Below are 25563 nucleotides of genomic sequence, written 5' to 3'. Positions count from 1 at the left end.
GCGATGTGTCCCCTTGGGAATGGGGCGAGACTGCATGAGCCGTGGCCTGCTGCCAAGCAGCCAATGTCAAAGAAATTGGAACGTCGGCCGAAGGCGTGTTGAGATTCAGGTCAGGCCGAGCCGAAAATGGCTGATACCGAGAACCGGAGCGGAGCGTATTTCCGTACGTGAACGCAGGAAGCCTGCCGTTGCAGGCCGGCATCACCTGAATATCAACACGCCTTAGCCCTGGCGCTCCGGCACCCGCACCACCAGGCCGTCGAGCGCGTCGCGCACCTTGATCTGGCAGGACAGCCGCGAGTTCGGCTGGACGTCGTAGGCGAAGTCCAGCATGTCCTCTTCCATCGCCTCCGGCTCGCCGACTTCCGCTGTCCAAGCCTCATCGACATAGACATGGCAGGTCGCGCAGGCGCAAGCGCCGCCGCACTCCGCCTCGATCCCCGGCACGGCGTGGCGGATGGCGTTTTCCATGACCGTCGAGCCGTTTTCGGCATCCACGTCGAAATGAGTGCCGTCATGGGCGATGAAGGTCAGTTTGGTCATTTGTCACCTGAGAGTTTCCGCCGAGATAATCACTCCCGCAGACAAGTCAACTGCCGCGCGAAAGCGCCGCTCGGTGACGTTTTTCCACAAACCGGGTCAGCGATTGATGGCGGCGATGAAATCGCGCACTTCGTCGATCAGCTTGCCAAGCCGCTTGAGCGTCTGGCCGTCTTCCGGGCTCCGCTCGATCTCGGTGGCGCAATCGGCGATGGCGAAGGCGCCGACGCCGCGAGCCGACCCCTTCAAACCATGCGCCAGCAGGAGCCGATCCTTGAGATCGGCATCGACTATTTTGTCGCGTACCGACAACGCCTGCTGTACAAACAGCGCCAGCACCTCCTGCTCGAGGGCGCGGTCGCCCATCGTCTGCCGGGCAAGGTGTGCCAAATCGACCGGTCGGGACTGTCTGGTTCCCGATACGTCGCCCCCGGGCATTGAGAAGGCAATGCCGCTTTCGCCACGCATGAACTCGAACTCCGTTTCTTCGGTCGCCTGAAAAACTAGGCGAATCCAATGGACAACGGGTTAATGAATGGCCGGGAAAAATGTTGCGAAAACGGCGCCCAAATCACGCTTCCGTTAACCTTATATTTAAAGTTTTACGTATCTCGCGGAATGCATGTTTTCTTTACCCCCCTGTGTCATTACGATACGAGGGTCCATTTTCAGCCTCCTGCGCGGGGTACGACAAAAGACAATTATAAGCCCGCGGCAGCTAGTACAGGGTAGCGAAGGCATGGCAAAGAAACCAACGACGACGACGAGAAATCTCGACAGCGACGTGGCCAGGGAACTGGAAAAAGCGCTCGATCTCGACCTCAGCAGCGATGTCGGTAGCGGCGATCTCGATATCGCGGCTTCGATGGAAGATCTGGAGGCGCAGATATCTCAAGCCGCCGACGAACTGGCCCGCGAGGGACGCAGCCAGAAGCCGGCCCCCGCCGCCAATCAGGCCCCCATTGCCAATCAGTCCGCGCCAAAGGCCAAGCCCGCCGAACTGCGCCCCGTCGAGACACGCAATGGCAATGGCACGCAGCCCGCGGGCTTTGCACCGGCCAATGACGATCGTCAGAAAGATTACAAGACACTCCTGCACAGCCTCAACAGGCGCGCCTCCAACACGGTCTACTGGATCGTTGCCTTTGTCTCGCTCGCCTGGATCGCGGGCGCCGGCGGGCTCGCCAACTTGCTGTTCGGACCGAGCATCTGGCGGATCCGCACACTCGACCAGTTCCTTGCCCGGCCCGAGCTGATTGGCCTCGCCATCGCGGCGATCGTACCGATCATCCTGTTCTGGGCCTTCGCGGCGATGATTCGCCGCGCCCAGGACATGCGCATTGCCGCCCAGTCGATGACGGAAGTGGCCTTCCGCCTGACCGAGCCGGAAAACATGGCGCAGGATCGCGTCATGATGATCGGCCAGGCCGTTCGCCGCGAGGTGGCGGCCATGGGCGAAGGCATCGAACGCACGCTTGCCCGTGCCGTCGAGCTGGAAACGCTGGTCCACAGCGAAGTCAACCAGATCGAACGCTCCTATTCGGAAAACGAAACCCGCATCCGTTCGCTGGTCGACGGGCTCGGCAGCGAGCGCGAGGCGGTCGTCACCCATGCCGAGCGGGTCCGCGCCTCGATTTCGGGTGCGCATGAGACGCTCAGGGATGAAATCGGCGCTGCCAGCGACATCATCCGCGACTCGATCCTCAACGCCTCGACCAAGCTGTCGATGACGATCACCAATTCCGGCGACACGCTGATCGACCGCATCAATGAAAGCTCGATGTCGATCTTCGATTCGGTGGAAGGCCGGCTCGATCGTATCACCGACAGGCTTTCGACCTCTGGCGAGGCCTTCGCCAGCCTGCTCGACACGCGCATTGCCAAGCTGACCGATACGACGGACGGCCTGACCCGGTCGCTGACCGATCTGCTCGACGATCGCACCACCGGCATGGTGTCGCTGCTGGGTGGCGCCGCGCGCGCCCTCAATTCGGAATTCGAAGCCAGCCTCAACGGCATCGAACGCACACTCGCCGAACGCGGCCAGGCGCTGATCAGCGAGTTCCAGACCCGCGCCGAGGCGCTGGACACCGGCACGCAGAAGCTCAACGCGGCGCTCGAGGCCCGCGCCCGCCAGATCAACGAAACGCTGGTCGAGCGCGCCCGCGAAATCGCCCACACCTTCGCCGAGAGCAAGGACACGCTGGCCGCGATGATCGATCAAGGCAAGATCCAGATCGGCGCCGACATGGCCGACATCGTCACCTCGACGTCGAGCATGCTGGAAGCCCGCGCCAGCGACTTTGCCGGGCGCATGGAAGCGGCGCGTCATGTCGTCTCGCGTTCCTTCGACAGCGACATCCAGCGGCTTGCCGACGCCCGTGTCGGCATCGAGGAAGCCGTCGAAAACCACAGCCGCAAGCTCTCCGAAAGCCGCGAACGCATGGCCGCCGCCATGCAGGCGGATCTGGAAAAATTCGCCGAAGGCCGCGCCGGCATCGATGCCGCGGTGACCAACCAGGTGCAGAAGCTGGCCGAAGGCCGCAACCTGATCGCGCGCGCCCTCGAAGAGGATCTGCGCAAGGTCAATGAATCCGCGTGCTGCCATCGACGCGTCGCTGGGCAGCCACCTCGAAAGGCTGGAAGACGGCCGCAACCGGCTCGCGCTGGCTCTCAACGAAGACTCTGGGAAACTCGTACAAGCTCGTACGATCATTGATGAAATGGTCGCCGGTCACGTTGGAAAACTCGCTGAAGGCCGCAACATCCTGTCACGCGCCCTGGAAGCAGATCTTGGCAAACTGTCCGACAGCCGCGCCAGCATCGACGGTCTGGTCGCCGGCCAGGTCGAAAAGATCGCCGAGGGCCGTGCGGTGCTCGCCAAGGCCTTGGAGAACGATATCGCCGGCATCAAGAGCCTGATCGAGACCCATTCGACAAAGCTGGCCGAAGACCGCAGCCTGCTCGGCCGTTCTCTCGAGGACGACCTCTCGGGCATCAGGGGCCTGCTCGACGATCATTCGGGACGGCTTGCCAACGACCGCAGCCTGCTGTCGCAGACGCTCGAAGCCGACCTTGCCAAGCTCGCCGAAAGCCGATCGAGCATCGACGGCCTCGTCGCCGGCCAGGTCGAGAAGCTGGCCGAGGGCCGCGACATTCTCAAGCGCGCCCTGGAATCCGACCTCAACACCATCAAGGGTGTCATTTCGAGCCAGTCGGAAAAACTGGCGGAGGACCGCGGACAGCTTTCGCGGGTTCTGGAAGCCGACCTGCAGAATGTGAACAGCGTCATCGCCGACCACATGAACAGGCTGGTTCAGGATCGTTCGACCCTGTCGAAGGCTCTCGAGGACGATCTCGCCAAGCTGGCCGACAGCCGCTCCAGCATCGACGGCCTCGTCGCCGGCCAGGTGGAAAAACTGGCCGAAGGCCGCGACATCCTCAAGCGCGCCCTGGAAGCCGACCTCAACACGATCAGGAGCACCGTTGCCGACCAGTCGCAGAAGCTGGTCGACGACCGCGCGCAGTTCGCCCAGGCGCTCGAAGCCGATCTCGAGACGGTCAACGGGTTGGTCAACAGCCACTCTGAGCGACTTGTTCAAGACCGTTCGACACTGTCGAAAGCATTGGAAGTCGACCTCGGAAACGTCAGCGGGTTGGTGAACAGCCACGCCGAAGACTCGTGCAGGACCGCTCGACACTTTCCAAGGCATTGGAAGACGACCTCGCCAAGCTGGCCGAAAGCCGGTCGAGCATTGACGGGCTGGTTTCCGGCCAGGTCGAGAAGCTCGCCGAAGGCCGAGATATCCTCAAGCGGGCTTTGGAAGCCGACCTCAACACGATCAGAGGTGCAGTTGCCGACCAGTCGCAAAAGCTTGTCGACGACCGCGCGCAGTTCGCACAAGCTCTGGAAGCCGACCTTGAGAGCGTCAGCGGCCTGGTGAACAGCCATGCGGAAAGGCTCGTCCAGGATCGTTCTACTCTGTCGAAGGCCCTCGAGGACGATCTTGCCAAGTTGGCCGAGAGCCGCTCCAGCATCGACGGCCTGGTGGCCGGCCAGGTTGAGAAACTGGCCGAAGGCCGCGACGTACTCAAACGCGCCCTGGAAGCCGATCTCGCCAAACTCGCCGAAAGCCGCTCCAGCATCGACGGCCTCGTCGCCGGCCAGGTGGAGAAGCTGGCCGAAGGCCGCGACATTCTCAAGCGCGCCCTCGAAGCCGACCTGCAGATGCTGACCGAAAGCCGCGGCGATATCGACGGTATCATCGCCGGCCACGTCGGCAAGCTCGCCGAAGGCCGCAACATGCTGAGCCGCGCGCTGGAAGACGATCTCGGCAAGCTCGCCGAGACCCGCAAGGATGTCGACCGTTCGCTGTCCGGCCACATCGATCAGATCGCTGCCCGGAGCACCGACATTTCGGCCGCGATCGCCGCCGATGTGGACAAGATCGAGCAGGCGTTCAGCCGCCAGACCGGCATCATCGAGGAACGCGCCGGAACCATGGAGCGCGCGCTCTCGACCGGCGTCGACAATGTCCGCAGCGTGCTCGAGAAGAGCGCGGTCTTCGTCGCCGGCGCCTTGCGCGAAAAGGTCCTGGAGGTCACCAGCACGCTGCATGAGCAGGCTGGCGCGGCATTCAGTGACGCCGATCGCAAGATCGCCGAGCGCGCAGAGCAGACGTCCGCCGCCCTTCTGGCGCGGGCCGAAGACATCGCCCGCACCTTCGAGGAAGCCGACCGTCGCCTGCACGCCCGTGCGGAAGATACGTCGAACGCCTTGCTCGCCCGTGCCGACGACACCTCCAGCTCGCTGCTGGCCCGTGCCCATGAAACCGCCGATCAGCTGGCCGCCCGCGCCGGCGAGATCGCCGGTACCTTCGACATGGCGGACCAGAAGCTCGCCGCCCGTGCCCAGGCAACCACCGATCAATTGGCCGCCCGCGCTCAGGATACCGCGGATCATCTCGCCGCCCGTGCAAACGAGATCGCCGGGGCCTTTGATGCGGCCGACCAGAAACTGGTTGCCCGCGCCGTCGAGACGGCACAGTCGCTGGCCGCCCGCGCCGGCGACATCCTGCGCAACTTCGAAAGCGCCGACCAGCGGCTCGGCGTGCGCATCGGCGAATCGGCCGAGGCGCTGGCCGCCCGCGCGTCGGACCTTGGCCGCATCTTCGATGCCGCCGATCAGCAATTGGTCTCGCGTATCGCCGAAGGCTCGGATGCGCTGTCCAGCCGTGCTTCGGAAATCGGCCGCATCTTCGACGAGGCCGACCAGCGCCTGGTCGCGCGCATCGCCGACAGCTCGTCGACGATCGGCGAGCATGCGCAGACCATCGTCGGCGCTTTCGCCAGCACCGAGCAGAGGGTCGCCGACCGTGCCCGCCAGACCGGCCAGGAGATGGCCGTGCATGCCCGCGAAATCGAGCAGGCACTTGCCGGTGCCGACGAGCGTCTTGCAACGAGCGCGGCGGCCGCGGCCGCCCGTGTCGAGGAGCAGATCGCCAGCGTCGAGAACCGCCTCGCCTTCACCACCGAGACGATGGGCCAGAGGCTCAACGAGCAGGTGTCGAGCGCCGAGGCGCAGCTCGTCTCGCGCGCCAATGTGATCGCCGAGACCTTCACCGCTGTTGGCCAGCATATCGGCCAGAGCACCAACGATGCCGCCAAGACGATCGGCGCCAACACCCGCGAACTCAACACCATGCTCGCGGCGCGCTCCGCCGAAATGTCTAAAATCCTCGACGAGACCGCGCGGCCGCTGGTCGAGCGTTTTGCCCAGGGCGGCTCGGAACTGCAAAAGAGCATGGAAGAGGTCACCGAACGCGCCACGGAGAAGTTGCGCAGCGAAAATGCAGCCTTGGTCAACGCGCTCGCCAGCCGCACCGCCGAGACCTTGTCGGCGGTCGAAGGCGCCCGCTCGTCGCTGTCGGACAGCGTTGCCGATCTGATCGGCCGCATGACCAACTCCAGCTCGCAGCTCGGCCAGCTGATCGAGCAGGCCGCGGTCAACCTCGGCCAGGTCGACGAACGCCTGACCGGCAGCACGCAGAGCTTCGCGGCCACCACCGAAAAGGCGGCTCAGACCTTCGCCAGCTCGGCGCGTCTGGTCGATTCGAACACCACGAGGCTGACGGAACTGTCTTCGTCGACCTTGCGCGAAGTGGCCTCGATCGCCACCAAGTTCGATGAACACAGCCGTCTGCTGGCCAGCGCCTCGGACCTGTTGAGCTCGGCCCAGAGCAACCTCGAACACACGCTGGAAAGGCAGTCGTCGCTCGAAGATCTCGCCGTCGGCCTGGTCAAGAAGTCGGAAGATCTCGAAAGGGTCATGCGCTCGTTCGAGAACCTCGTCGGCCAGACGCTGCAGAATGCCGAAGGCAAGACGATGGAATCGGCCGACAAGATCCGCAACGCCATCACCGATGTCGTCGATTCCGCCACCAAGCGCTTCGCCGATGCCACCGATGAGATGCGGCGCACCGCGAGCTCGATCAAGAGCGAACTCGACCTGACCCGCGCCGAGCTCAAGAAGGGCGTCATCGAGATGCCGGAAGAGGCAAAGGAATCGACCTCCGCCATCCGCCGCGCCGTTTCGGAGCAGATCAACGCCCTGAAGGAACTTTCGGACATCGTTGCGAAGTCCGGTCGCGGCGGCGGCGATGCCGCTGAGCCACGCCCGCTGCGCCCGGCGCCGCAAGCGCCGGCGGCACGTCCTGCCGAGCCGCCGCGTCGCGCGCCGGCACCGCAGCCGGAGCTTCGCACGCCTCAGGCGCCGCTGGGCGGCGCAGCACTTCGCGGCACGCTCGATCTCGAGCGTCCGGCCGAGACGGCACCGCGCCAGCGTCCTGACGCCGGCGCTCGCACGCCGCAGGGCGGCTGGGTGCGTGATCTCCTGACCGCGGCATCGAACGATGCGGATCTCAGGCCGGCAGCACCACCTTCGGCGCCCGCGGAAGCACCGCGCGCGGCCCCTGCCCAGCGCTCGCCGCTGCATGTTGTGGAATCACTGAACTCGCTGTCCGTCGATATTGCGCGGGCGATCGACCACGATGCCTCGATCGAGCTGTGGAACCGCTATCGGCGCGGCGAGCGGGACGTGTTCACGCGCCGGCTCTACACGCTGAAGGGTCAGCAGACCTTCGACGAAATCCGCCGCAAGTATCAGGGAGAGGCCGAGTTCCGCGCCGCCGTCGACCGTTACTGCGACGACTTCGAAAAGCTGCTCAAGGATGTCTCGCGCAACGACCGCGACAACATCATGGCGCAGACCTACCTGACGTCGGATACCGGCAAGGTCTACACCATGCTGGCCCACGCCAGCGGGCGGTTGCACTGAGCCGAAATTAACAGGCGGGGCCATCGCCCCGCCTGTTTCTGCCTAAATCTCCGGTGCACGTAGAGCCCATCCCAACTGGCTGTTGCGGCCCGGATGCGCTCGCCAAAGCCAAAGCCCGACAGCGCGAAGGCGAAACGACTGCCCTAACCCTCAATGCAAGGGGTTCTGACCGTGAAGACGGCCATCATATTCGACTGCGAATTTCTCTGCCTTGAGGGTTCGCAACGCAGATTCTGGTGCGCAGCCCACGATCCCGATCCGGTCATTGCTCAGATTGGTGCGGTCAGGCTTGGTCTCGAAGACGACTTTCCCCTGCTCGGCACACACAAGGCCTATATCAGGCCGATCGACCGGTTTGGCCAGAGATACGAACTCGACCCGTTCTTCATCAAACTGACCGGCATCACCGAGGAAAACATCGAGACCGAAGGGGTCGCGCTGGGAGAAGCCCTTGCCCAGGTCGACTGGTTTTCCGATGGCGCGCGGTTCTGGTCCTGGGGCAAGGACGAGCTGAACATGATCGCCATCAGCTGCTATGTCGCGGGCATTCAGCCTTCCATCCCGGCCACCCGGTTTGACAATGCCGTAAAGCTGCTGATCGCGGCCGGGATGCCGATCGAGGATCTGGCGAGGACGCCGAGCAACAGGCTTGCGGACTATTATGGCGTCGACCACCCGCCATTGCAGGGACACGACGCGCTCGACGATGCGCTCTCCGTGACCTACACATTGCAGCACCTGTTGAAGACCGGAAAGCTGCGGCCGGATGTATTCGACCGCCTTTAGAGCATTTCACCGTTTCACGGAAACGGCGAATTGCTCTAGAGCGGTTCGCGTTTTGTCTGAATCGGGATTCCCAAGACTGAGCAAATCAGATTCGATGTTCTGACCGTTGGAGGTCGGGACAGATGGCCAAGCCTTATTCGATGGATTTGCGGGAACGGGCGTTGGCTCGCCTTGAAGAAGGCGAGACGAGCCGAGAGGTGGCCGCGGCACTGAAGGTGGCAGTTTCGAGCGTGATCAAGTGGGCGGCGCGCAAGCGTCGGCTGGGCAGTGCGGCACCCGGCAAGATGGGCGGTCATCGACCCTATCTGATTGACGGGGAGCATCGTGCCTTCGTCCTGAGCGAGGTCGAGCGGGATGCCAACATAACGCTTCATGAATTGACGGCCGCACTGGCTGACCGGGGTCTCATCATCCACCCTGCCAGCGTCGGTCGCTTCCTGCATCGCGAGGGCAAGAGTTTTAAAAAAAACCGTTCTGCCGGCTGAGCAACTCAAGCCAAAGCTGATGCGTCGGCGGACGCAATGGATGCGCTATCAGACCCGCATTGACCCAACGCGCCTGGTCTTCCTGGATGAAACGTGGGTCAAGACCAACATGGCGCCGTTGCGCGGCTGGGGTGTGCGCGGCAAGCGGCTGATGGCTCACGCGCCATATGGTCATTGGAAGACGATGACCTTCATCGCCGCACTGCGGCATGATCGGGTAGAGGCGCCTTGGGTCATTGACGGACCCATCAATGCGCAGGCCTTCCGTGTCTATGTCGAAACCGAACTCATCAAGACCCTGAAGCCGGGTGACATCGTCATTCTCGACAATCTCGGATCTCACAAGGGCCAAGCCGTCCGCGACATCGTCAGGGCCGCCGGTGCGCGGCTCTTCTTCCTGCCGCCTTACAGTCCAGATCTCAATCCAATCGAGAAGCTCTTCGCCAAGCTCAAGCACTGCATGCGACGTGCCGCCAAGCGAAGCATCCAGGCCGTACACAGCGCCATCGCCAGCACCCTCGACGTCGTCACCTCAAATGAATGTAACAACTACATCGAAAGCGCCGGATACAAGTCAACCTAAATGCGAACCGCTCTAACTCTTTGTTTTGACGCAATTCCGGACGCAAAACCGCTCACACTTTTGCTGGAATTGCTCTGGGCTGGAAGTGTCGGTGCATCAGGCGCGCCTGACGCTCAGATCACCGAATCGGTCCAGCGAACGATCTGCTTGGCGGCATCCCCAAACGCGCTGTCGAGCGCGCCGACATAGGCAGGGTTGCCACTGCCCGAAACGGGTGCGGATGCCGTGAAGCTCTTGGACGCCCGCACCTCGCCGTTGCGGTCGTTGAGGATGCGCACGAACAGGTCGACCTCGGCATGCTCGCCGCCATCGACCCTGACCTCGAAGGAACGGACCTCGACTATGATCTGATAGTCGATCGCCAGGCCCTCGCCCGGCTTGCCGACACCGGCAAAGCTGCCCGAGCGCTGGAAGGTCTCGGCCAGCCGCGCCTGTACGATCAGCGGCAGGCGGTCGGCCCATTGCGCGCCCTTCAGATACTGGATCGAGCGGTCCGACGGCTTGATGACGATGTTCTGGCTGTCCAGCGCCTTGAGCGCCGAGGGCTGGGCGATCAGGATTTGCTTGCGGCTATGACCATGCGCGTCGACCGAAGGCGCCGACAGCTCAAACGTATCGAGCGGCGCAGGCTTGCCGCCCAGTACCGCACAGCCGGCAAGCGATAGCGCAAGCAACGCCGCAGCCGGTGTCAATCCAACCGTTCTCACCCACACCGACTTCACGCGCGATCCCCGTTGTCCCCGGATCGTAAGATCAACCCGCATCCGCAGGTCATGTTCTTGGGGCGCGCCGACGCCGAAGTCAACGCCGCGCCCTGCCATCGAATTGCCGAACCTCGCCGTCGCCACCCGAAAGAATGCGCTGCGGGTTGCGGCTGAGATCGGTGACCGCCTCCTCGATGCGGCTGATCGAGCGGCGGCTGTCCTGCACCAGCGCCTCGACATTCGACAGACCCTGGCCCGAGAAGCGCGCCAGATTGTCGGTGATGACGCCAAGCCGCGCATTCAGCGTATCGGCAACCTGCTTGAACGACTTCAGCGTATCCCTGGCGTCGGCCATCACGCCATCGGCCTGCCCCGATCCAAGCAAGGTATCGACCTTGGCGAGGATGCCGTCGACGCGCACCGAGGCATCGTTGAGCCGCTGCGCCAGCTGCTTGGCGTCCTTGATCGTCTGGTCGATATCGTCGGCCCGGCTGGCGAATTTGTCGGTCACCTTGGCGATGTCGGCAGCAGCCTTGTTGGCGTTTTCGCTGGCCTGCTGGATGTTGGCCAAGGCCGCACGCACTTGTGCCGGATCAACACCGTCGAGCACGCCATCGACCTTGGCCAGCGTGCCTTGCGTCTGCTTGGCGAAATCATTGACCGATCCGACCGCGGTGTCGACATTCTTGATCACGCCGTCGAGTTGTTGCGACGTCTGCTTGAGGTTCGCGGTCACCGTATCGACATTGGCAACGATGCTCTTGATCTTGTCCCTGTCGACCGCGGTGAGAATCCCTTCTGCGGCCTTCAGCGTGCCGTCGAGCTTGCCGGACAAGCCTTTCAGCTCATCGGACAGCGCACTGACACTGGACAGGAACTTGTCGATGCCGTCGGAATTCTTGGCCAGCGCATCGGAGAACGTCTGCACATTCTGCACGGTCTGCGTCAGTGGCCCGCGAACATCCTTGGTGAAGCCCTCGAGTTCGGTCAGCACCTTGTCGGCACGGGTGAAGATGTTCTGCGCCGTCTGCAGCAGATTGGTCACGGCGGAGGGGTTGGCGATGATCTCCGCGACCTTGCCTTCCTTCTCGGCCTGGTCGAGCAGCTTGACCTCCTTGGGGTCAGCGCCCTTGAGTTCGATGTTGGCCTGGCCGGTGAGGTTGGCAAGGCCGAGATCGGCCTGCGTCGACTTGGTGATCGGGGTCAGCCGGTCGATTTCGGCGTCGGCGATGGCCACAGTCGGATTGTCGAGGTCGAGATAGACGCGCTTGACCACACCGACCTTGACGCCGTTGAACAGCACCAAACTGCCGGGGCCGAGGCCGGAAGCCGAACCCGGAATACGCACGCGCAGCAACGCGGTCTCGCCCCTGTCACCGATCGCCGCCGTCCAGTAGACGAAGGCGAACGCCGCCAGGATCGCAACCAGCGTGAAAATGCCGACAATGACGTAGTTGGCTCTGGTTTCCATGGCTTCACTTATGGCTATGCACGTGCGGCAAGATCAAGTTGCCGGGCGCGTTTTCCGCGGAAATAGGACTTTACCCACGGTTCCTCGCTCTTCAGCATGTCGTCGATGGTGCCCTCGACCAATACTTTCTTCTTGCCCAGCACCGCCACGTGGTCGCATGCGGTAAACAGCGTATCGAGGTCATGCGTGACCATATAGACGGTCAAATCCATGGTGTCCCGCAGCTTGACCACCAGTTCGTCGAACTCCGCCGCGCTGATCGGATCGAGGCCGGACGTCGGTTCGTCGAGAAAGACGATGTCCGGATCGAGCGCCAGCGCGCGTGCCAATGCGGCGCGTTTGATCATGCCGCCCGACAGCTCGGAGGGAAATTTTTGCGCCGCATCCGGCGGCAGGCCGACCAGTTCGATCTTGAGCAGCGCCAGCTCGTCCATCAGCTTCCTGGGCAGGTCGAGATATTCGCGCATCGGCACCTGGACGTTTTCCTGCACGGTCAGGGCAGAAAACAGCGCGCCATGCTGGAACAGCACGCCAAGCCGCATGTCGATGCGAAGGCGTTCCATGTCGCTCGCTTTATCGACATCGACGCCGAACAACTTGATCGTTCCGGATTGCTTGCGCAGCAGGCCAAGGATGGTACGCAAAAGCACCGATTTGCCCGCGCCCGAGGCGCCGACAAAGCCCAGGATCTCGCCGCGTCTGATATCGAGCGAAAGTTTGTCGAGGATCAGCTTTCCGTCGATAGCAACGGTGACGTCGCGCACCGAAAGGACGATTTCGTTCTCGTCCACTTCCTTCATTTTGATGCCATCGCCCTTCGCCATCTGTCAGAACGCGATCGCTGCGTAGAATATGGCGAAAAGCCCATCCAGGATGATGACGACGAAGATCGACTTCACCACCGAGGCTGTCACGTGCTGGCCGAGCGATTCGGCGCTGCCGCCGACCTTCATACCTTCGACAGAGGCGATCGTGCCGATGATCATGGCCATGAAAGGCGCCTTGATCAGGCCGGCAAAAATGGTGCTGAGATCGATGGCGACGCGCAGTCGGTCGATAAACGCCGCTGGTGTGATGCCGGAATAAAGCCAGGCGGCGGCCATACCGCCCCCAAGTGCCGCGAAATTGGCGATGATGGTCAGGCAAGGCAACGCGATGACAAGCGCGACCAGGCGTGGAAACACCAGAACGCCGATCGGGTTGAGGCCGATGACCTTCAGCGCGTCGACCTCCTCGCGCATCTTCATCGAGCCGATCTCGGCGGTGATCGCGCTGCCGGAGCGGCCCGCAATCATGATTGCCGTCATCAGCACGCCGAGTTCGCGCAGGATCAGCACGCCGACCAGGTCAACGACAAGGAGGTCGGCACCGAAATAGCTGAGCTGGTAGGCGCCTTGCTGGGCAACGATGGCGCCGACGATCGCCGACATCAGCACCACCACCGGAATGGCGCCGACGCCCATGCGGTCGATCTGGTTGAAGATCGCCGCCGGGTTGACGCCGTGGCCCCGCCCGAGCTTCATCTGCGCGCCGCGGATGGTGGCGCCAAGGATGTTCATGGAAGCAAGGAAGTCGTCGCGCATCTCGTAGACGCGCCGGCCTACCGCCTCCAGAGCCCGAATGACGATGTTGGGTGGCCGGGCCGGGCCGGATTCGGGTTCGCGCCGGACGGCCTCGCTGACGGCGTCGAGCAGGATGGACGCGATCTCGCTTTGGCCTTGCAGACGGACCTCGACGTTCTTCTTTTCGAAAACGCTGACCAGCCGATCGATCAGCCACGCTCCGGCTGTGTCGATTTTCTCGATATGCGAAAGATCCAGCGCCAAGGTCTTGAAGCCGCTTCGTTTCTCGATTTTGCGCATGTCGGCGTCGATCAGCGCGACGGTCCGTGTCGTCCAGATTCCGGAAAACGCGCAGCCGAGCACGCCGCCCTCCTCGCCGACCGCCACGTGCGGTTGGTGGTCAGCCTCCGAGGCGGTGGTGCCGCTTGCGTCGCGCTTGCCGATGGTCAACATGGCGTCCTGTTTAGCCTGATGGGTCCGACCTTGTCGATTTGCCGACGACCCTTCTCGCACAGCCGGAGCAGAAAAATATGGCGCGTGTCATTTCGGTTGAGGCCGAGCGTTTTCCGATCGCCGGCACCTTCACCATTTCGCGCGGCTCCAAGACCGAGGCCGAGGTCATCACCTGCACGATCAGCCAGGATGGTCACAATGGTCGCGGCGAATGCGTTCCCTACAAGCGCTATGGCGAGACCATGGACGGCGTGCATGCCGCGATCGAGGCCATGCGCGAACGGATTGCCGGCGGCATTGACCGGACCGCCCTGCTCGACGCAATGCCGGCGGGAGCCGCGCGCAACGCCGTCGACTGCGCGCTATGGGACCTCGAAGCCAAGATCAGTGGCCAGCCGGTGGCAAACGCAATCTCGCCGGCTCCGCTGCGTGCGCTCGAAACCGCCTACACGCTGTCGCTGGCCGAACCCGAAGCGATGGCGGCACAGGCCCGCGCCAACGCCGGCCGGCCACTGCTGAAGGTCAAGATCGGCGGCGACAACGACATCGTTCGGATCCAGGCGGTGAGACAGGCCGCGCCTCAGAGCCGAATCATCCTTGATGCCAATGAGGGCTGGACTGACGACAACATCGTCGCAAAGCTCGCTTTTGCCGCGGAGCAAGGCATTGCGCTCGTCGAACAGCCCCTGCCCGCCGGCCGCGACGAAATCCTGCGCCACATCGCGCATCCGCTGCCGATCTGCGCCGACGAAAGCGTGCATGAGGCGAAGAACCTGGAAACGCTGGTCGGCCTCTACGACGCCGTCAACATCAAGCTCGACAAGTCTGGCGGGTTGACCGCAGCGCTCGTGCTGCGCGATCGTGCCCGGGAACTCGGTTTCGGCATCATGGTCGGCTGCATGGTCGGCACGTCGCTGGCGATGGCGCCGGCGGTCCTGCTCGCCCAGGACGCCGATTTCGTCGATCTTGACGGTCCGCTGCTACTTGCCCGCGACCGTGTGCCGGGGCTCGTCTACCAGGGTTCGCTCGTCTCCCCCCCGGACCGGGCGCTTTGGGGCTGAGCGGGCGGCAAGCCCGATCAGTACCAGGCCGACGATCGCGATCGGGATCATCACCAGGAAACCGTCGACGCCGAGACGGTCATAGAGCGGGCCGGAAGCCAGCGTAACGGCAGCCATGAAGAAGCCGTTGAAGAAATAGGCGATGCCTTGCGCGGCACCCGTGCGCTCTTCGGAGACGGTCTCGGCGATCATTCTCTGCAGGCCGATGAGCACCATTGCGACAGACACCGAATGCAGCGACTGCACGGCGAAGAAGCCGGGGATGCCAAGGCCGAGCGGCCATACCAGGGGAAAGATAATCCAGCGCACGATCGAACCGATGCCGGCGATCACCATCACCTTGACGACCGACACGGAGGCGAAAATGCGATTGAAAAACAAAAACATGCAGACTTCGGACACGACGCCCCAGGCCCACAGCAGGCCGACGATGGAATCGCTGATGCCGATCGATTTCCAGTAGATGGAAACGAAGCCGTAGAGGAAGGCGTGGCTGGCGGTGATGATGCCGACGCCAAAGGTGAAGTAGAGGAAATAGGCATTGAACAGGCTCGGCGCCGCATGCTGGATTTCCGCCGCCGATAGCGGTGAGGCCTTGCGCGGCCGCCCCATGCGCGGTGCCAGCAACCCTGCGACGAGGGCTGCGCCAAGGGCAAGGAATATGATCACCGGAACGGCTTGAGGACCGGTGGCCGCCAGGATGAAGCCGCCCGCGACATTGGCGCAAAGATAGCAGATCGACCCCCACTTGCGCATGCTCGCGTAGTTCGAGCCGAAGCGCCGCACGCCCGAAAGTGCCAGCGAATCGGCGATCGGCGATTGTGGCGTCCAGACAATGGTCAGCGCCAGCGATACCGCCAGCACCATCGCGTAGGTCGGCGTCAGGAAATAACCCGCCGAGAGCAACAGCGAGGCTGCCACCAGCGCGACATAGACATTGGCGCGGTCTCTCGCCCGATCGGCGAGCGTCGTCAGCAGCGGTGTCGTCACCACGCGCAGGAACATCGGCGCCGCCAGGATGACCGCGATCTGCTCGGCGTGAAACCCTTTGGCCTGCAGCCAGAGCGGGAAATAGGGCAGATGCGTGCCGAGCGATATGAACAGCGTGCCGAAAATCAGGCTCATGCGCAGCTCGAAATGGCGCGGCTTGACAAGTTGTTCGGGCGAAAGCGGCGGCAGGGACATGAATCGATCCAATTACGCCGCGTACGATCGGCCGGCGACGTAGATCGATCCCTTAACATGGCGGAAAACCAGACGAAACCGGCTGGACTAATCGATTGACGCTTAAAACGGTCGCAACCTTGGCATCAGGCCGCCTGCCCGACCCGATCCTCGATGAGCATCGGGATGAAAGGTTCGTCAAACGACTCCGGCAGCACCTGCGCCCAGGTCAGGATTTCCATCCGGCCATCGAAGTGCTCGACCACGGCCGTGCAGCTTTCCACCCAGTCGCCGGTGTTGATGTACTGGACATCGCCGAAATTCTCGATGGCGGCATGGTGGATATGGCCGCAGATGATGCCGTCGACATGCGAGCGGCGCGCTTCTTCCGCAAGCATGGTCTGGAACGAGCCGATGAAGTTCACTGCTTTCTTGACGTTGACCTTGGCCCAGGACGAGAACGACCAGTAAGGCAGGCCGAGCAATTGGCGCAGCCGCGTCACCACGCGGTTGACGATCATCGCGGCGTCATAGGCGTGGTCGCCGAGATGGGCGAGCCAGCGCGCGTTGTGCACCACGGTGTCGAACTGGTCGCCATGGATGACGAGCAGGCGCTTGCCGTCGGCTGTTTCATGGATGGCGCGGTCGGCAACGACGATGCCGCCGAAATGCACGCCCTGGAACTGGCGGGCGAATTCGTCGTGGTTGCCGGCGATATAGGTGATCGAGGCGCCCTTGCGTGCCTTGCGCAGCAATTTCTGCACGACGTCATTGTGGCTTTGCGGCCAGTGCCAGCTGCGCCGCAGCCGCCAGCCATCGACGATGTCACCGACCAGATAGATGATGTCGGCGTCGTGGTAGCGTAGGAAATCGATCAGGAAGTCGGCCTTCGCCGCCTTCGAGCCGAGATGGACGTCGGAAATGAACATGCTGCGGAAAGTGCGGGGCTCTTGGCCTGACATCGCGATTTCACCCTTGCTTTCAAGCAGCCTATGCCCCGATTCATGCAACAACCGTATGACGGTTGCGATTGGTCCAGCCTAAGGACTAGCTTGCCGGGCAAATCACAGGAGAAATCGTCATGGATCTCGGTATCCGCGGGAAGAAGGCCATCGTCTGTGCTTCGAGCAAGGGTCTTGGAAAAGGCTGCGCGATGGCGCTGGCCGAAGCCGGTTGTGACATCGTCGTCAATGGCCGCAATGCCGAACTGGTGGCGAAAACCGCCACGGAGCTGCGCGAGCGCTATGGCGTGACGGTAACGGAAGTCGTCGGCGACGTCTCCAAGCCAGAAGTGCAGAAGGCGCTGCTCGCCGCCTGCCCGGAACCCGATATCCTGGTCAACAACAATGGCGGCCCGCCGCTGCGCGATTTCCGCGAACTCGACCGCGCCAAGATCCTTGAAGGTGTCACCCAGAACATGGTGACGCCGATCGAGCTGGTGCAGGCCGTCCTCGACGGCATGGCCAAGCGCGGCTTCGGCCGCATCGTCAACATCACCTCGCTCTCGGTCTATGTTCCCATCCCTGGCCTCGACCTGTCGTCGGGCGCGCGCGCCGGCCTGACCTCTTTCCTTGCGGGCGTCGCGCGAACGGTGATCGACCGCAATGTCACCATCAACAGTCTTCTGCCGGGCAAGCTCGACACCGACCGTCTGCGCGGCCCGCATGAGGCCGGCACTGTCGAGGACCCCGCCGCTGCCGCCGCGCGCAAGACCCGTATCAGCGCCGACGTGCCCGCCAAGCGGCTCGGCACGCCGGAAGAATTCGGCCAGATCTGCGCCTTCCTGTGCTCGGTCCATGCCGGCTATCTCACGGGCCAGAACATACCGGTCGACGGCGGTCTCTATGTCAGCGCCTTCTGATCGAAAGGTCCGTTAAGCGGCAGGACTCATCTGGCATGAAACAGCCGTAAGCATCTGACATATCGTGATTTTTGACGTGCCGGCACTTAAAGCTGTCGGCGCGTCAATTAGCGTCGCGAAAAACCTTGGCCGCATGCTAAAAGGACTCCCGAAGCAGGTTTCGAGGGAGCGGCCGCATGGAAGGCGAGAACAAGAAAACGGCACGTTCGGACCTCGACGAAGCCGCCCTTTACTTCCACAAGCACCCGACGCCGGGAAAGCTCGAAATCCAGGCGACCAAGCCGCTCGGCAACCAGCGCGACCTGGCGCTGGCCTATTCGCCCGGCGTGGCGGCCCCTTGCTTGGAGATTCGCGACGATCCGGCGACCGCCGCCGACTACACGGCGCGCGCCAACCTGGTCGGCGTCGTCTCCAACGGCTCGGCCGTGCTCGGCCTCGGCAATATCGGCCCGTTGGCCTCCAAGCCGGTCATGGAAGGCAAGGCGGTGCTGTTCAAGAAGTTCGCCGGCATCGACGTCTTCGACATCGAGATCGACGCGCCGGGGATCGAGCGCATGGTCGAGACGATCTCGGCGCTGGAGCCGACCTTTGGCGGCATCAACCTCGAGGACATCAAGGCGCCTGAATGTTTCGAGGTCGAGGAACAGCTCAAGGCGCGTATGAAGATACCGGTGTTCCACGACGACCAGCACGGCACCGCCATCATCGTCGCGGCCGCCGTGCTCAACGGACTGGAATTCGCCGGCAAGACCATATCGGACATCAAGGTCGTCACTTCCGGCGCCGGCGCGGCCGCCCTTGCCTGCCTCAACCTGCTGGTCTCGCTCGGCGTGCGCATCGAAAACATCTGGGTCACCGACCGTTTCGGCGTCGCCTACAAAGGCCGCACCGAAGAGATGGATCGCTGGAAAGACCCTTATGTGAAGGACACCGAGGCGCGCACGCTGGCCGATGTCATCCCCGGCGCCGACGTTTTCCTCGGCCTTTCGGCCGCCGGCGTGCTGAAGCCGGAACTGCTGCAACACATGGCGCCGAAACCGCTGATCCTGGCGCTGGCCAATCCCAATCCCGAGATCATGCCGGAAGTGGCGCGCGCCGCTCGCCCCGATGCCATGATCTGCACTGGCCGGTCCGATTTTCCCAATCAGGTCAACAACGTCCTGTGCTTCCCCTACATCTTCCGCGGCGCGCTCGATTGCGGCGCCAGCGCCATCAATGAAGAGATGAAGATGGCCGCCGTGCGGGCCATCGCCGCCCTCGCCCGCGAAGAGCCTTCGGACGTCGCCGCACGCGCCTATTCGGGTGAGACGCCGATCTTCGGGGCCGAATTCCTGATCCCCTCGCCCTTCGACCCCAGGCTCATCCTGCGCATCGCGCCGGCCGTTGCCAAGGCAGCCTGCGACACCGGTGTGGCGACACGGCCGATCACCGACTTCGCCGCCTATATCGACAAGCTCAACCGCTTTGTCTTCCGCTCCGGCCTGGTGATGAAGCCGGTGTTCTCTTCGGCCAAGGCATCGAGCGCCAAGCGCGTCATCTATGCCGACGGCGAGGATGAGCGCGTGCTGCGCGCCGCCCAGGTGGTGCTCGAGGAGGGCATCGCCGAGCCGATCCTGATCGGCCGTCCGCACGTCATCGAGGTCAGGCTGAAGCGCTACGGACTGCGCATAAAGCCGGGCGTCGATTTCGGCCTGATCAACCCGGAAGACGATCCGCGCTACCGCCACTATGTCGATCTGCTGATCGAACTCGCCGGACGGCGCGGCGTCACGACGGAGGCCGCGCGCACCATGGTGCGCACCGACAACACGGTGATCGCGGCACTTGCCCTGAAGCGCGGCGATGCCGACGCCATGGTCTGCGGCCTTGAGGGCCGTTTCGAGCGCCATTTGCGCAACGTGACGCTGATCATTGGTCCTCGCGCGGGCATCAAGGACTATGACCTGTCGACGCTGTCCATGCTGATTTCGCAGCGCGGCATCATCTTCCTCACCGACACGCACGTCTCCGTCGACCCGACAGCCGAGGAGATCGCCGAGATGACCGTGCTGGCGGCCGAGGAAATCCAGCGCTTCGGCATCGAGCCAAAGGCGGCCCTTCTGTCGCATTCGGATTTCGGCTCGCGCGATTCACCAAGCGCGCTCAAGATGCGGCAGGCGGCGGCGATCCTGGCGCGCATCGCGCCGGAGCTGCAGTGCGACGGCGAAATGCATGCCGATTCCGCGCTGTCCGAACATCTGCGCCAGCGCGTCTATCCACATTCGCGGCTGAAGGGCGAAGCCAATCTGCTGGTGTTCCCGAACCTCGATTCGGCTAACATCACGCTGACGGCGTTGCGCGCCATGATGGATGCGCTGCATGTCGGGCCGATCCTGCTCGGCACCGGCAAGCCGGCGCACATACTGACGCCGTCGGTGACGTCGCGCGGTGTCGTCAACATGACGGCGCTGGCCGTGGTCGAGGCCGCGCACAAGGCGCAGGCAATCGCCAATCTGGACTAGGCCGGCGCCTGCAGGTTCTGCCTGGGGCCGTTGTCCCATAGGCCAGCAACCGCCTCGTTCCAAAACCGGAGTGTTGCCGGCCAGCAACTTGCGATTGCGGAAATTCGGCCTTGGCCGGAAGCGGATTTCACAGGGAATGCCGACCTGATATGGTCGTGCCATCTGATTTGACGGCGAGGACGTCGTGAAGGGCCTGTTGCTCGCATCCGCATTGTTGTCGCTGATCAGCGGGCAAGCTCTGGCCGCGGATGCCATCAGTGCCGAGCCTGCAACCGTTCACGACTGGTCCGGCGTCTATGTCGGCGGGCAAATTGGCTATGGTTTCGGCAGGACCGACGCAACTTACAATTTGCCGAACACCCCGACAATCCGAGGCTCGCAGGACTACGATACCGATGGTTTCCTGGGCGGCGTCCAGTTCGGCTACAACTACCAAGTCAACTCGGCTGTTCTGGGCGTCGAGGCTGATTTTTCCGGAGCCGACATCAAGGGGCACTCCGACGAGATCCATCTCGGCGCAGGCGATACTTACGACACCAAGGTGGACTGGTTTGGAACGCTGCGCGCGAGGGCCGGCTATGCGTTCGATCGTACCCTGATCTACGGCACCGGTGGGTTGGCGTTTGGCAGCATCGAAAACCGGTATCTCGACGGTCCCTCGAACAGCTTTTCCGAGAAGAACACCAAGGTCGGCTGGACCGTTGGCGCCGGACTCGAGCAGGCGATCTCGGACCATTGGTCGGCGAAGTTCGAATACCAGTATGTCGACCTGCGGGACCAGACCATCGACTATGCCCCGAACTCCAACACCACGTTCGACAACACGTTCAACGCGGTCAAGATCGGCATGAACTACAAGTTCTGACAACCAGCCGAAGCGGTCTATCCTTTGTTGCTCTGCGGATTGAACCCGCCCAATGCCGCGACCAAAGGGCTTTTGGCCAACCACAAGATAGCATCCGAAATAGACGATTAACCGCGAACGGGGTAGCTTGGCGACCACAGGCAAGCGGGATTTGAGGCGGATGACAAGCGCAGGGTTGAAGCGGGCGCATGCTGCCATGCTGCTTGGCCTTCTGCTGTCCGGCGCCACCATCACCGAACCACAGGCCGCCTCGCAGGTTTGCCGTCAGTTGGAGGCCGATCTTGCCGCTGCTTCGCGCGGCGGTGGCGGTGGCCCGGCCATAATCCGGAGATACGATGCCGCGATCGACCGGCAGCGCGAACAGATCTCGAAGGCCCGCGACCAGGCAAGCGATGCCGGTTGCGGGTTTTCGCTGTTTTCCCGCAACATCAATCGATGCGCCGGGCTCAACGCCACCATCGCTCGCATGAACGCCAATCTCGACAGTCTGCAGGCCAAGCGTGCCCGGCTCGCCGGCGGCGGATCACGCCGCGACCGTGGCCGCATCCTGGCCGCGCTCGACGCCAATGGCTGCCGCGACGACACGGTTGCGCCGCGCCACGCGCCGCTGCAGGAAGCGGACCAAGGAGAAGAAGACGGCAACGCGAACCTGTTCAACCAGCTTTTCGGCAACGACAGCCAGCAGAGTGACACACTTGACCAGCCCGATGATGCAGGCGAGGAGCGCAATGTCCGTCGCGTCCTGAACCTGCCCGACATTCCGGACTTTCCGAGCACCGGCGGCGAGTTTCACACCACCTGCGTGCGCACCTGCGACGGCTATTTCTTCCCGATGTCGAACGCTGCCTCGACGAGCGATTTCGAGCGCGACCAGAAGAATTGCGAATCGAGCTGCCCCGGTACCGAGATGCAGGTCTTCTATTCGCGTGGCATGGACGACGATTCCGCCTCGATGACGTCATCCGTCACCGGCAGGCCTTACAGCGAATTGCCGACCGCCTATCTCTACAAGCAGTCCAACATGTCGCGGCCGCCGGCTTGCGGCTGCAACGCCGCGCAGAATTTCCAGATCATTGGCGGCAACCCGCCGTCCCCGCAGCAGTCCCAGCCGGAAACGGACGCGGCACCGTTCGTTCCCGTGCCGGCCTCCAAGCCCGATCCGGGCGCCGACCCGGAGACGCTGGCCAACAGGGAGGGCGGGCTCGACCGCGAAGCCATCAAGCGGCTTTCCGCCAAGCCGGTGACGGCGCCGGTGTCCGCCCTGCCGCCGGAGCAGCGCAAGGTCAGGGTCGTCGGGCCAACGTTCCTTCCCGACCCATCAGCGGCAATAAATCTGCAAGCTCCGGCCCCGAAGGCAGTCCGGTAAGGGCAAGCCTCAGCGGCATGAACAGCCCCTTGCCCTTGCGCCCGGTTGCTTCCCTGATCTTGCCGGTCCAATCCTTCCAGACCGTGCCGTTCCAGGGCTCTTCGGGCAGGATATCGAAGGCTTGATGCAGAAAATCGCGGTCGTCGGCCGAAAATTCGGACCGCTCCTGCGGCCCCTCGCGCAGGATGCGCCACCAGCCCACAGCATCGGCAAGACGGTCGAGATTGCCGCGCACCGCCAGCCAGAACGGCTCGGCCTGTTCGCCGGAGATGCCAAGCACCATCAGCCTGTCGCGCGCCTCGTCGAACGGCATATGGTGCAGCAGCACGCGGTTGAGCACGAACAATTCGTCGGGATCGAACTTTGCCGATGATTTCGAGGTCGCGGCCGGGTCGAAATGGCTGGCGAGTTCAATCAAATCATGCGCGGCCGCGACATTCTCCGAGGTGCCGACCAGCACGGCGAGCGACGCGACGGCCATCGGCTCGATGCCGTCCTCGCGCAGGCTTTCGATGGAAAGCGCCCCGGTGCGCTTCGACAGCCCCTCGCCCGACACGGTAGTCAAAAGATTGTGGTGGCCGAAGACAGGCGGCTCGGCGCCCAGCGCCTTGAACAGCGCGATCTGGACGCCGGTGTTGGTGACATGGTCGTCACCGCGGATGACATGGCTGACGCCCATCTCGATGTCATCGACGACGGACGGCAGCGTGTAGAGATAGGTGCCGTCCTCGCGCACCAGAACCGGGTCGGACAGCGAGGCCAGATCGACCGTTTCCTCGCCGCGCACCAGATCGTTCCAGTGGACCTCGGTGCGCTCCGGCTGCAGCGGATCCCCAGTGAAATTGGGCAGCAGGAAGCGCCAGTGCGGCCGGCGCCCGTCAGACTGGTATTCGGCCACCTGCTCATGTGTCAGCGCCAAGGCCTCGCGGCCATAGACCGGCGGCAGGCCGCGCGTGCGGCGCACTTTTCGCCGGAGATCGAGTTCTTCCGGGGTTTCGTAGCAGGCGTAGAGAACGCCCGCAGCCTTCAGCCGCTCGACCGCCGCGTCATAGACCTCGAAGCGTCGCGACTGATATTCGGTGGCATCCGGGAAAATACCCAGCCAATGCAGGTCATAGAGGATGGCGTCGGCGAATTCCTGCTTCGAGCGGGCGATGTCGGTGTCGTCGAAGCGCTGGATGAAGCGGCCCTTGTTGTTGAGCGCAAACAGCCAGTTGAACAGAGCGGTGCGCGCATTGCCGATATGGATGCGGCCGGTCGGTGACGGGGCGAAACGAACGGTAACTGTCATGAGCGGGGCGTACCGGATGCCTTTGTGATTGACAAGATGCGCCCCCGCGCTGCTCGGCACACATAGAACATGACGCACGCGATGAAAAGACCAAGGCCATGCGAGGCGCTTGGCTCCTTGTCCGACCAGATCAGGTCGTTGAAGGCGATCAGTGGCCGAAGTCGTCGGAACTGAGACGGGTCCAGCGGTCGCCCATCAAGCCGCCGATAAAGATGTCGCCGGAACGCACCGCTTCCGCAACCTCGGGAATGCGTGAGCGGACCATCGTTCCCCCGGCATAGCGGAAGAAAACATTCTTATAGCTGAAGAGTTGCGGCATGAATCTGCTCTGCGCTTGCCCGATGATGCCTGCGCAGCCCATATTCCACGCGTCCGCGATAAGGCCATCCAGCGTTGCGCCCCAGTGAGATCCGGAGGCCTGGATTTGCAGCAGGTTCGCGATGCCGCCGGCTTGACCGTAGAAAGCGTAGCAGCCGAGCATCTTACCAGCTTCGTCGTAGGTCCCGCCGAAATGAAGGGGACCGTCGGCCCGCTTCTCGGCCGCCAATGCCAGCAGCCGTGGCAGTTCCCCATCTTGCCAACGCGGCCGAAGCGCGTAATCGGACATAAGCGTCGGCAACCGCGCCGCAAATTGCGCGGCATCCATCGGCTCGCGATGCACCCGGTGTGACGAGGCATGCTGGACGGACGGCTCGAACCTTTTTCTCGTAAAAGGATCGAATGCCTTGGCGCAAGGATCGAATACAAAGCGAGACAGGCCCGGCCATTTACCGCGCACCACGGCGGAGGCCACCGCGGCCGGGCGGAAAATGCGGGTCCATCCCAGACAATGCACCGGCAGGAGTTGGTATTTCAACGGACGCGCGAAGGCCAGGGATACCCGGTTGGCCGAATCGGTCAGGTGCAGATCGAATTCGCCTTGATGCACGGCGCGCAGCAATTGCGGTCCGGCCGAGCCGTGATCGGTGCCGGTGTCGGCCATGAGCGGACCGATGATCGCGGCTTTCAATTCCGTTCCGTTGAGCTCGTAGCGGGCTTTCAGGACACCGAGGAAGCCACCCAGATCGCCCTGTGGGTTGATCTGGACAAGAGCGATGCTCTCACCGGACTGGCCGGCAGGGTCAAGATAGATCTTTCTCATATACTCGGCCGTCTCCGCGATCGCGCGATCAAGGAGATGACGCCGACGCCGGCGAAACTTCGTCAGAAAGAGTGCGGCGACGCGCTCGAGATCTTCGGCAGCTAGCGGCCGAACCGAGCCGTGGTGGGTCGCCAGCACCGACGGCGCGGCCACCTTTTCCACACCGATATCTTCGGAAGCAAGATGCATCGTGAAGCCGAAATCCTGCGCTGACCAATCTGATCCCAGAGTACGGGCTTACGCCCCCTGGGTTGCTTTTGAGTAAATATGCAGCAACCAGTGGTAGAAAAGACGTGTTGTGCCCTGGCATCATAAACAACGTCTAAACTACCGGGATGCCGCAAGATGCCGCGTAGGTCACTCTAGCTGACAGCGCCTGATGAGGTGGCCTCC

17 protein-coding genes and 1 pseudogene are annotated in these 25563 nt (G+C 63.1%); 8 read left to right on the top strand and 10 right to left on the bottom strand.

The annotated features are described in order from the left end of the window. Positions 1-222 precede the first annotated feature (222 nt). Both AC0V8S_RS20895 and AC0V8S_RS20890 read right to left on the bottom strand, forming a co-directional pair. Positions 223-543: a 2Fe-2S iron-sulfur cluster-binding protein gene (locus tag AC0V8S_RS20895; protein WP_183459963.1), complete on the bottom strand. Its 321-nt coding sequence runs from the start codon at positions 541-543 to the stop codon at positions 223-225. A gap of 96 nt (positions 544-639) precedes the next feature. After that, positions 640-1008: an Hpt domain-containing protein gene (locus AC0V8S_RS20890; RefSeq protein WP_095200060.1), complete on the bottom strand. Its 369-nt coding sequence runs from the start codon at positions 1006-1008 to the stop codon at positions 640-642. A gap of 271 nt (positions 1009-1279) precedes the next feature. Between AC0V8S_RS20890 and AC0V8S_RS20885 the strand changes: the two are divergent. The 3 genes and pseudogenes from AC0V8S_RS20885 (at position 1280) to AC0V8S_RS20875 (ending at position 9730) form a co-directional block, all read left to right on the top strand. Continuing rightward, positions 1280-7876, top strand: a pseudogene (locus AC0V8S_RS20885) (kinesin). Between the two features lie 171 nt (positions 7877-8047). Beyond that, the gene (locus AC0V8S_RS20880; RefSeq protein ID WP_475433085.1) at positions 8048-8662 is read left to right on the top strand and encodes a 3'-5' exonuclease; all 615 of its coding nucleotides are present in this window, start codon (positions 8048-8050) and stop codon (positions 8660-8662) included. Positions 8663-8784: 122 nt separating this feature from the next. Beyond that, a protein-coding gene (locus AC0V8S_RS20875) for an IS630 family transposase (protein WP_183458765.1) occupies positions 8785-9730 on the top strand; the annotation gives its coding sequence in 2 pieces (ribosomal slippage) (positions 8785-9123 and positions 9125-9730; 945 coding nt in all). Between the two features lie 113 nt (positions 9731-9843). On the opposite strand, the gene AC0V8S_RS20870 is transcribed toward AC0V8S_RS20875, so the two are convergent. Genes AC0V8S_RS20870 through AC0V8S_RS20855 form a run of 4 tightly spaced genes read right to left on the bottom strand, consistent with a single transcriptional unit; the run spans position 9844 to position 13920 of the window. Continuing rightward, positions 9844-10494, bottom strand: a complete 651-nt coding sequence (locus AC0V8S_RS20870) for an ABC-type transport auxiliary lipoprotein family protein (RefSeq protein ID WP_475433082.1) — start codon at positions 10492-10494, stop codon at positions 9844-9846. Positions 10495-10531: 37 nt separating this feature from the next. Then, entirely contained in the window at positions 10532-11905 is a 1374-nt protein-coding gene (locus AC0V8S_RS20865) for an MlaD family protein (RefSeq protein ID WP_475433080.1), read from the bottom strand. Positions 11906-11919: 14 nt separating this feature from the next. Then, positions 11920-12729 (bottom strand): ABC transporter ATP-binding protein, encoded by an 810-nt coding sequence (locus tag AC0V8S_RS20860; protein ID WP_183459971.1) that lies wholly within the window; start codon positions 12727-12729, stop codon positions 11920-11922. A 3-nt stretch (positions 12730-12732) separates the two neighbouring features. Continuing rightward, positions 12733-13920, bottom strand: coding sequence for an ABC transporter permease (locus AC0V8S_RS20855; protein WP_183459973.1), 1188 nt, complete (start codon positions 13918-13920; stop codon positions 12733-12735). Between the two features lie 77 nt (positions 13921-13997). On the opposite strand from AC0V8S_RS20855, the gene dgcA reads away from it, so the two are divergent. Further along, positions 13998-14981, top strand: a complete 984-nt coding sequence (dgcA, locus tag AC0V8S_RS20850) for an N-acetyl-D-Glu racemase DgcA (RefSeq protein WP_475433078.1) — start codon at positions 13998-14000, stop codon at positions 14979-14981. On the opposite strand, the gene AC0V8S_RS20845 is transcribed toward dgcA, so the two are convergent. Both AC0V8S_RS20845 and AC0V8S_RS20840 read right to left on the bottom strand, forming a co-directional pair. After that, complete coding sequence (locus AC0V8S_RS20845) at positions 14901-16166, bottom strand: MFS transporter (RefSeq protein ID WP_475433076.1); 1266 nt, start codon at positions 16164-16166, stop codon at positions 14901-14903. The genes dgcA and AC0V8S_RS20845 overlap by 81 nt on opposite strands. A gap of 125 nt (positions 16167-16291) precedes the next feature. Then, positions 16292-17107, bottom strand: a complete 816-nt coding sequence (locus AC0V8S_RS20840) for a UDP-2,3-diacylglucosamine diphosphatase (RefSeq protein ID WP_475433074.1) — start codon at positions 17105-17107, stop codon at positions 16292-16294. Between the two features lie 119 nt (positions 17108-17226). Between AC0V8S_RS20840 and AC0V8S_RS20835 the strand changes: the two genes are divergently transcribed. The 4 genes from AC0V8S_RS20835 to AC0V8S_RS20820 all read left to right on the top strand — a co-directional run bounded on the left by AC0V8S_RS20835 (position 17227) and on the right by AC0V8S_RS20820 (position 22738). After that, positions 17227-18006 carry an SDR family oxidoreductase gene (locus AC0V8S_RS20835; protein ID WP_183459977.1) on the top strand — a complete coding sequence of 260 codons (780 nt, stop codon included), beginning with the start codon at positions 17227-17229 and terminating at the stop codon, positions 18004-18006. A gap of 176 nt (positions 18007-18182) precedes the next feature. After that, positions 18183-20507: an NADP-dependent malic enzyme gene (locus AC0V8S_RS20830; protein WP_475433072.1), complete on the top strand. Its 2325-nt coding sequence runs from the start codon at positions 18183-18185 to the stop codon at positions 20505-20507. Between the two features lie 184 nt (positions 20508-20691). Further along, a complete protein-coding gene (locus AC0V8S_RS20825; protein WP_183459981.1) occupies positions 20692-21372 on the top strand; it encodes an outer membrane protein in 681 nt (226 codons plus the stop codon). Between the two features lie 160 nt (positions 21373-21532). Then, complete coding sequence (locus AC0V8S_RS20820; protein WP_475433070.1) at positions 21533-22738, top strand: DUF2865 domain-containing protein; 1206 nt, start codon at positions 21533-21535, stop codon at positions 22736-22738. On the opposite strand, the gene gltX is transcribed toward AC0V8S_RS20820, so the two are convergent. Next, positions 22656-24029 carry a glutamate--tRNA ligase gene (gltX, locus tag AC0V8S_RS20815; protein WP_475433068.1) on the bottom strand — a complete coding sequence of 458 codons (1374 nt, stop codon included), beginning with the start codon at positions 24027-24029 and terminating at the stop codon, positions 22656-22658. The two genes, AC0V8S_RS20820 and gltX, sit on opposite strands and share 83 nt — an antisense overlap. 148 nt (positions 24030-24177) lie before the next feature. Further along, positions 24178-25359 carry a hypothetical protein gene (locus AC0V8S_RS20810; protein ID WP_183459987.1) on the bottom strand — a complete coding sequence of 394 codons (1182 nt, stop codon included), beginning with the start codon at positions 25357-25359 and terminating at the stop codon, positions 24178-24180. Positions 25360-25563 lie beyond the last annotated feature (204 nt).

Source organism: Mesorhizobium oxytropidicola (assembly GCF_056174625.1).
The sequence above is the reverse complement of the archived record's forward strand: the minus strand, read 5'-3'. Positions and strand labels throughout refer to the sequence as shown.

What these genes read in the sequence shown, in the direction of transcription:
- AC0V8S_RS20895 (WP_183459963.1), bottom strand. Translation starts at nt 543, where the DNA reads ATGACCAAACTGACCTTCATCGCCCATGACGGCACTCATTTCGACGTG.
- AC0V8S_RS20890 (WP_095200060.1), bottom strand. Translation starts at nt 1,008, where the DNA reads ATGCGTGGCGAAAGCGGCATTGCCTTCTCAATGCCCGGGGGCGACGTA.
- AC0V8S_RS20870 (WP_475433082.1), bottom strand. Translation starts at nt 10,494, where the DNA reads ATGCGGGTTGATCTTACGATCCGGGGACAACGGGGATCGCGCGTGAAG.
- AC0V8S_RS20865 (WP_475433080.1), bottom strand. Translation starts at nt 11,905, where the DNA reads ATGGAAACCAGAGCCAACTACGTCATTGTCGGCATTTTCACGCTGGTT.
- AC0V8S_RS20860 (WP_183459971.1), bottom strand. Translation starts at nt 12,729, where the DNA reads ATGGCGAAGGGCGATGGCATCAAAATGAAGGAAGTGGACGAGAACGAA.
- AC0V8S_RS20855 (WP_183459973.1), bottom strand. Translation starts at nt 13,920, where the DNA reads ATGTTGACCATCGGCAAGCGCGACGCAAGCGGCACCACCGCCTCGGAG.
- dgcA (WP_475433078.1), top strand. Translation starts at nt 13,998, where the DNA reads ATGGCGCGTGTCATTTCGGTTGAGGCCGAGCGTTTTCCGATCGCCGGC.
- AC0V8S_RS20845 (WP_475433076.1), bottom strand. Translation starts at nt 16,166, where the DNA reads ATGTCCCTGCCGCCGCTTTCGCCCGAACAACTTGTCAAGCCGCGCCAT.
- AC0V8S_RS20840 (WP_475433074.1), bottom strand. Translation starts at nt 17,107, where the DNA reads ATGTCAGGCCAAGAGCCCCGCACTTTCCGCAGCATGTTCATTTCCGAC.
- AC0V8S_RS20835 (WP_183459977.1), top strand. Translation starts at nt 17,227, where the DNA reads ATGGATCTCGGTATCCGCGGGAAGAAGGCCATCGTCTGTGCTTCGAGC.
- AC0V8S_RS20830 (WP_475433072.1), top strand. Translation starts at nt 18,183, where the DNA reads ATGGAAGGCGAGAACAAGAAAACGGCACGTTCGGACCTCGACGAAGCC.
- AC0V8S_RS20820 (WP_475433070.1), top strand. Translation starts at nt 21,533, where the DNA reads ATGACAAGCGCAGGGTTGAAGCGGGCGCATGCTGCCATGCTGCTTGGC.
- gltX (WP_475433068.1), bottom strand. Translation starts at nt 24,029, where the DNA reads ATGACAGTTACCGTTCGTTTCGCCCCGTCACCGACCGGCCGCATCCAT.
- AC0V8S_RS20810 (WP_183459987.1), bottom strand. Translation starts at nt 25,359, where the DNA reads ATGCATCTTGCTTCCGAAGATATCGGTGTGGAAAAGGTGGCCGCGCCG.